Raw genomic sequence first — 6,836 nt, 5'->3', positions numbered from 1 at the left:
CAAGGCGCAGTATAACAACAATTCAAGCACCGCCCCCTTTATTCAACAGTCCCATCAGAGTCGGGGGTTGAGGTCAGGAGCAGGGGCAGCCTGGTCGGACGGTTAGGCCGTGAGTTTGAGCTCGTCAGTGGAGGTTTGTGCTGTCCGAAGTGTGTCCGGTTTCTTGGCGATGATTGAGGTCAGCTTGACTGAAAAGAGAACCAAGCCGGTGATGAGGAGGCCGAGACTCATCCAGGTTGCAATATGGATGTAGATGGAGGTCAGCGGCACATTCCACGTGAGTGCGGCCAAGAGGCCAAGCCCCATGGTTCCGAGCGAGAGAGTGGCGATCTGTACCGATCTCCAGCGGTTCATGATCCCGTTTAGCTGATGGAGATATGGCCCGCGCTTCTTGGTATTGGGGACACGATCAGCTGCGAGGGTGATGGGAATGAAGTAGGAGCACGCGCCCATGATGGCATTCACGATGAAGCCGACGAACGTCATATGTGTATAGGCGACGAGGTGGAGTGTGCCGTACGGCAGCCGCGGGGGACTGGAGAGGTGATTCGCTCCGACAAGCACGCCGAGGATGATGGTGAACAGGAGAAAGAAGGTACTGACCAAAAGATGGTCCGAGGCGGCGCTGCCGCTGTGGGTCGAGGCGCGCCAAGTTCCAAGCAGATTGCCGGTCCAGAGAATTCCGCCTGTGAAAAGCATGGCGCCAGCGGCCATTTCAACCGAGACCGATGAGTTCAAGAATCCGCCGATCAAGACAGCGACACCGAGGGGCATCAAGACTATCGCTGTCTGCGCGAGCTTGAGGCTTAAGAAAGGGCGGCTCCAGATTATCGGGAGGAGATAGTGCATCATGCCGATGATGGCCAGCACCACAAAGCCGAGCACCGCCAGGTGAATGTGCGCAAGCCGCATATAGCCATAGGATTGCGGAACGAACCCGAGTGCCATAATTTCTCCGAAGGCCGACCCGCCCACGAGGCAGAAGAGAGAGAGCGCGTAATACCAAGACTCTTTGATTGAGAACTTCCAGGCCCTGCTCGCACGGATCCACACGGTGTAGATGACGGAGGAAAATGCGGCAATCACCACGAAGCCGGCGACGCCTACGATCAGGGACTGATGCAGCCAGAACCCCACGAGCATTCCAACCAGCCCGCTGTTCAGCGCCCAGAATGTAAGGGGATGCGAGTCGGTTTCTTTTCGGTCAGCCGCGTGAGGTGGGGAGATGAATAGGAGAAATCCACCGAGCATAATCTGGGCCACACCACCGACCAAGACGGCATGGACATGCAGCATCCGGACCCATGACGGTAGCGGCGTGCCACGAATCAGCCCGATCAGGATCGCCAACCCGAGGATGGACGCCAGCACCAGCCAGCCAAGGCCTGTGAAGCAAAATGAGAGGGGTGGATAGGCTCGTGCAAACATGGGTATACCGCTACCGTTCTAGGAAATAAAAATGATCCGTGGGGCCTTGTCCGTGGCCGATTGCCAGCCCATGACGGATCGCTTCGGTGACGTAGGACTTGGCAGCTTGCGCCGCATCCAGGACGGATTGCCCTCGTGCCAGATGCGCCGCCAGCGCGGAGGCGAACGTACAGCCGGTGCCATGCGTATGACGGGTCTCGATGTACTCCCCCTTCAAGAGATTAAAAAATCGTCCGTCGTAGAGCAGATCCGTCGCCCGTTCAGCGAGGAGATGGCCGCCTTTGATCAGCACATACTTACATCCGAATCCATGAATGATCTTGGCGGCTCGCCGAGCATCAGCCAACGAGGCAACCTCAATACCCGACAACTGCTGCGCCTCATGCACGTTCGGTGTCACGACCAATGCGAGCGGCAACAGCGTGGTCTTGACTGCTTCGACCGCGTCCGGTTGCAAGAGCGCATGACCGCTCTTGGAAATCATCACCGGATCCACGACCAGGTTGGTCACGTGCTGAGGGGTCAGCATTCTCACGACGACTTCGACGAGGGCCGCCGAGGACAACATCCCGGTTTTCACGGCAGCGACGTCGAAATCATCGAAGATTGCGTCGAGTTGCGAGGCGATGATGGCCGGTGGCAATTCGAAGATATCCGTCACCTCTTCGGTATTCTGGGCCGTGATCGCGGTGATGACAGACATGGCGAACACACCATTGGCGGACATGGCTTTGATATCGGCCTGGATACCCGCGCCTCCGCCTGAATCCGAGCCGGCGATCGTGAGCACTTGTTTCAAGGTTTTCGACATGAGTGATCCTTTACGGTGTCGTCAGCGTAGATTCCGACGGCGAGCCAATCTTTAGTCCATCGATGACGAAGGAGGCGTCTCGCCGAGGGAATATTTCGCTGAAATGAAGTGTGAATTGCGTGGCGGCTGTCTCCGATGAGCCGGTGAAGGTCAGGACGGCCCGTTCCTTCCGGCGAGGGGAGAGTTCGATGCCATGGGTACACAGCCCCTCTCGATTGTCCCCCACGCCTTGATGCCAAGCCGTTCCTTGTTCGTCCTTCAGGAGTGTCTCCTGTAAGCGACAGAGGACCTTCAGATCGCGTCGGGAAAGGTTTTCAATGGTGAGATCCACCTTGGCTCGGTTGGCCTGCAGTTCGATCGATCGGATCACCATTTCGTAGTACTCGTTCCGGTAGCTCCCTAAACCGACCGGCGTCGGAGCCTCTTTAGGACTGTTGATGCTCATGATCGGTTGCGGAGTTTCCTCTTTCTTAAAGAACATATTCAAGGGGCCGGCTTTGGGCAGCATCCCTCGTATCGCACGGATCGGCTGGGCATTCGATGGGCTGATGAGCCGTAGGGTGACCTGCAGGCCATCGGGCGTGTCGAGGATGACGCCGTCCACAAACAGGTCGGCGCGTATCGCTTTGGCCGCCTGCTGTAGGGTCTTCGCGTGGGCCGAGTCGATGTGATCAACGTGTAACTTCTTCAGGGTCGAGTACGCAAGGGTGCGATCCACCACCGTCAATTCACCGGCCACCATGATCTGTGTCCCGAGTTCCTCGGCCAGGAACTGTCCCATCGGAGTCGATTCCCCTTTTCCATCGATCAAGTCGAGAAAAGCCAGGCGCTGTTTTTTTACCTTGGCGGCTCCTTCAGCCACCCCATCCGCTAATTGCTTGAGGCCCTCCTCATACTTCGTCCCAGCCCACGACGAGGTTGGATGAGAGAAGAGTGTCAGAAGACCGACGAGTAGTACCAGAAGTCCAATCATAGGCATGAATCCATGTCATTATACTCAGGGAAGCCCTGCTGTCTAGCGTGCTATAGAAAATGGAGCGCGCGCGAAGCCCGGTTTGAACAGAGGGAGAGGAGTGATGCGCCCTTAAAAGTTGAGTAATCCGCGAGTGCCTCATCTGTAGAATGTTACGAATAGACGTCGCATGCCACCTTTTGAATTCGTCGCTTATTTCAGACAAGTGAACCGGTATCCTTTTCCCAGGTCATGGCGGATACCGAGCCGGTGGCGGGAATAGCGAGTTTGGGGTGTGCGCCGAAGATCTAGGCTGCTTAGGTTCCAACTCCAAGTGCAACACTACAAGCCCTGCTGGGCTAAGGTGTTGGCTCGACAAGCGAAGAATTCGTGATCGCCTGAAAGAGCTCAGAACCGAATTAGCGGCCATCGGGGACGAGCATCTCACGCGTCGCGCGAGACGGGACAATGAATTGACCGTCGCGCTTGTCGGGTACACCAATGCTGGCAAATCCTCGCTGATGCGAGCGATGACGGGCAGCGATGTGCTGGTGGCCGACAAGTTGTTCGCCACACTCGATACCACGATCCGTCCACTCTATCCCGAAACACGTCCGAAAGTGCTCATGAGCGATACCGTTGGATTCATCAAAAAACTCCCGCATGACCTGGTGGCCTCGTTCAAGTCGACGCTGGATGAAGCGGCCTGTGCCTCATTGGTGCTATTTGTCGTCGATGCCTCAGATCCGTCCTTCCGGTCTCAACTTGAGGTGACGCGGAAGGTGTTAGCCGAAGTCGGCGCCACGGAGAGTCCCAGTCTCTTGGTGCTCAATAAGCAAGATCGGCTTGGCCCGGACGCGATCGCCTTGCTGAAGTCTGAATATCCCGATGCCGTGTGTCTGTCCACGAGGAGCCAGGACGATCTAAAGATGTTGCATGAGCGCATCATGCAGTACTTTGAGAGCGAGATGATCGACGAAGAATTACATATTCCGTTTACAGCTCAAAAGATCCTGGCAGAGATCCGCACTCGGATGCGGATCCTGTCCGAAGACTATGATGCCGAGGGAGTCACGATACGCGTGCGATCGACCCCTGAGAACCTGACGGCGATCAAGCAAAAGCTCGTGTAATGAGACGCAGTCCTCGCTAGCAACCGCCCAAATGCAGTCTCTTGAGCTGAACAACGGGTCGAGTCGAAATTCTGTCTGCCCGCCTTCACCGCGGCTCTCGACGAAGCTTAGACCAGATCTGATGATGAGCGAGCCTGTGTGCCGGGGCTGGCCTAGCGCCGCAGGAAGGCGATCCAGCGCCACAGGTTGAGAAGACTGGCGAGCGAGGCCGCCACGTAGGTCAGGGCGGCAGCGGTGAGGATGCTGCGAGCCCCCCGCTCATCGTCAGGCGTTAGGTACTGGCCCTGTCGGAGGACGGGCAGGGCACGCCGGAAGCTCGCGTCCCACTCGACGGGAAGCGTGACGAGGTGGACCAGCGTGGAAATCCCCATCGTCGCCAGTCCAGCCATCAGAACAATGACACTCGCAGCCGGGGTGCGCGCGACTGCGGCCGCGATGGGAATCCCCATCATCAGGACCGCCCCGACCTTCTCCGCGCCTTGCGCGATTCGCACGAGTTTGGTGCGTTCCGCCAGCGGCTGATACCCCTGATGGTCTTGAATGGCATGCCCGACTTCGTGGGCGGCAATCGTAATCGCCGTGAGAGATTTCCCCTCGAAGATCGCGGGTGTCAGACGGACTGCTTTACTGACCGGATCGTAGTGGTCGCCCGTCTCAGTCGGTTCGACGGTGATGTGCTGCATGTCAAACCGATTGAGCAGATGCCGAGCCAATTCTGCCCCGGTTCCCGGATAGTCAGAACGGGGGGCGCTATGCTTGGCAAAGACCCGCTTAGTCCAGAATTGTGGCCCGAGAATCACCAGACCGACGATGATCACGAGCAGAATGAAACCTGCCATATATTCCCAGTATCCCAATTCCCCCACCAAGCGTGGCGGGTGAAGGAGACAACTAACGTGATTGCCACACACAGGTGTGGGACGGTTTTCCCTCTCCACAGGCTACCACATTTGAAGACGGAAGATGGCCTGACCTTTCATCGAGACACAACGCAGGGGGATTCTCGGCTACTCAGCTGAATGAATGGCCGTCCCGGTCGTGATGAGATTACCTTTCCCATCAGCACCTGGTGCGGTATCCTACGGCAACCCACGACCAAAAAGGTGTTTCGTGAAACGTGCATTCATATCTGTGTCGCATCAGGTACAGCAGGGTGCATGCCTCATCGCAACAGACACAGGCTTGAACTATGTCCATCACGTATGACGTCATTGTGGTCGGCAGCGGACCGGCCGGAGCTTGCGCGGCATGGGGTCTGGCCAAAGCGGGTGTGACGGTCGCCGTCATCGAAAAGGCTGCCCTGCCGCGGTACAAAACGTGCGGTGGCGGGCTCGTGGGACGGGCCATGCAGACACTGCCTTTAGATGTGCGTCATGTCGTCGAACAAGATTGCCATACGGCACAGCTCAATTTTCTTCCTGCCGGATTATCCTTCACGACTCATCGACCGACTCCGATCGTCTCCATGACGATGCGCGATCAGTTTGATTATGCCCTTCTTTCCGCTGGGCAAGCAGCCGGAGCAGTCGTCCACCAACAATGTGCCGTCGAGAACGTGTCGTTCCACAGTGATTTCGTCACAGTCGCGACAAACAAGGGCTCGATGAAAACCAAGTTCGTCATCGCAGCCGACGGGGCGCTCAGCACGGTTGCACGTACACTGGGGCTCGCAGACGGACGCGTCCTTATTCCGGCGCTTGAATATGAAGTGACGGTGCCTCCTGACCAGTTGGACAGGTTTCAAAACACAGCGAGATTTGATTTTGATCTGCTGCCTCATGGGTATGCCTGGGCTTTTCCCAAACGACAGCATCTCTCGATCGGTGTCCTGTCGACGAGACAACGGGGGAGTGATCTCAAATCCTCGATGGCGCGCTATCTCAATGTGCTCGGCTGCGGATCTGTCACACGGGTGGAGCGACATGGCTTTGTCATTCCCATTCGACCACGACGAGGACCATTCGTCGACAAGCGCATCCTGTTGGTCGGTGATGCCGCAGGCTTCGCCGATCCCGTCACAGGGGAAGGGATTTCATTCGCCATTCGAAGTGGTCTGATGGCCGCACAATCGTTGATTGACGGACGGTTTGAAGAGGAGTCCGTCCGAAGTGAGTACACCCGTTCACTCACTGAGACGATCCTTCCTGAACTACGAGCAGGACGAGGGCTGGCTCGACTGCTGTACGACTGTCCCCGCATCCGATCGTGGGCGTTTTCTCGACAGGGTCAACGCCTCTGTGAAGTGGTGACGGACGTCATGACCGGGAAGCGAACCTATCAAGATTTGGCGTTCAGGCCCCGGACCCTTCTCAAGCTTCTGACACCTCACTGGTTCAAACGCGCAGGGCACAGATCGGCTTGGCCACGCGATGGTCAGACGTAAGAGGGCAGATTTGGTCGTGGGAGATTTTCAATTGTTCATACGGGGTTTGCCGGAGCTGTTCTATACTCGATTCATGCCGCATCGTCCTTGAGAAGTGCGCGGGCTAACAGCTCATTGCCATTGGAGTAT

Annotated in this window: 5 protein-coding genes and 1 pseudogene; 2 read left to right on the top strand and 4 right to left on the bottom strand. The window is 57.1% G+C overall.

Features of this window, described 5'->3' with window-relative positions:
* Window positions 1-102: 102 nt before the first annotated feature.
* Genes E8D52_04665 through E8D52_04655 form a run of 3 tightly spaced genes read right to left on the bottom strand, consistent with a single transcriptional unit; the run spans window position 103 to window position 3,212 of the window.
* Window positions 103-1,428 (bottom strand): cbb3-type cytochrome c oxidase subunit I, encoded by a 1,326-nt coding sequence (locus tag E8D52_04665; GenBank protein ID TKB70337.1) that lies wholly within the window; start codon window positions 1,426-1,428, stop codon window positions 103-105.
* Between the two features lie 10 nt (window positions 1,429-1,438).
* The gene (gene thiD / locus E8D52_04660) at window positions 1,439-2,239 is read right to left on the bottom strand and encodes a bifunctional hydroxymethylpyrimidine kinase/phosphomethylpyrimidine kinase (GenBank protein TKB70336.1); all 801 of its coding nucleotides are present in this window, start codon (window positions 2,237-2,239) and stop codon (window positions 1,439-1,441) included.
* A 10-nt stretch (window positions 2,240-2,249) separates the two neighbouring features.
* Window positions 2,250-3,212, bottom strand: coding sequence for a hypothetical protein (locus E8D52_04655; GenBank protein TKB70335.1), 963 nt, complete (start codon window positions 3,210-3,212; stop codon window positions 2,250-2,252).
* Between the two features lie 350 nt (window positions 3,213-3,562).
* On the opposite strand from E8D52_04655, the pseudogene E8D52_04650 reads away from it, so the two are divergent.
* A pseudogene (locus tag E8D52_04650) lies at window positions 3,563-4,324 on the top strand (GTPase HflX).
* 152 nt (window positions 4,325-4,476) lie between these two features.
* On the opposite strand, the gene E8D52_04645 reads toward E8D52_04650, so the two are convergent.
* Window positions 4,477-5,163 (bottom strand): zinc metallopeptidase, encoded by a 687-nt coding sequence (locus E8D52_04645; protein ID TKB70334.1) that lies wholly within the window; start codon window positions 5,161-5,163, stop codon window positions 4,477-4,479.
* Window positions 5,164-5,513: 350 nt separating this feature from the next.
* On the opposite strand from E8D52_04645, the gene E8D52_04640 reads away from it, so the two are divergent.
* A complete protein-coding gene (locus E8D52_04640; protein TKB70333.1) occupies window positions 5,514-6,707 on the top strand; it encodes a geranylgeranyl reductase family protein in 1,194 nt (397 codons plus the stop codon).
* The last annotated feature ends 129 nt before the right edge of the window (window positions 6,708-6,836 follow it).

The sequence above is a fragment of the Nitrospira sp. genome (assembly GCA_005116745.1).
GTDB lineage: Bacteria > Nitrospirota > Nitrospiria > Nitrospirales > Nitrospiraceae > Nitrospira_D.
The sequence above is the reverse complement of the archived record's forward strand: the minus strand, read 5'-3'. Positions and strand labels throughout refer to the sequence as shown.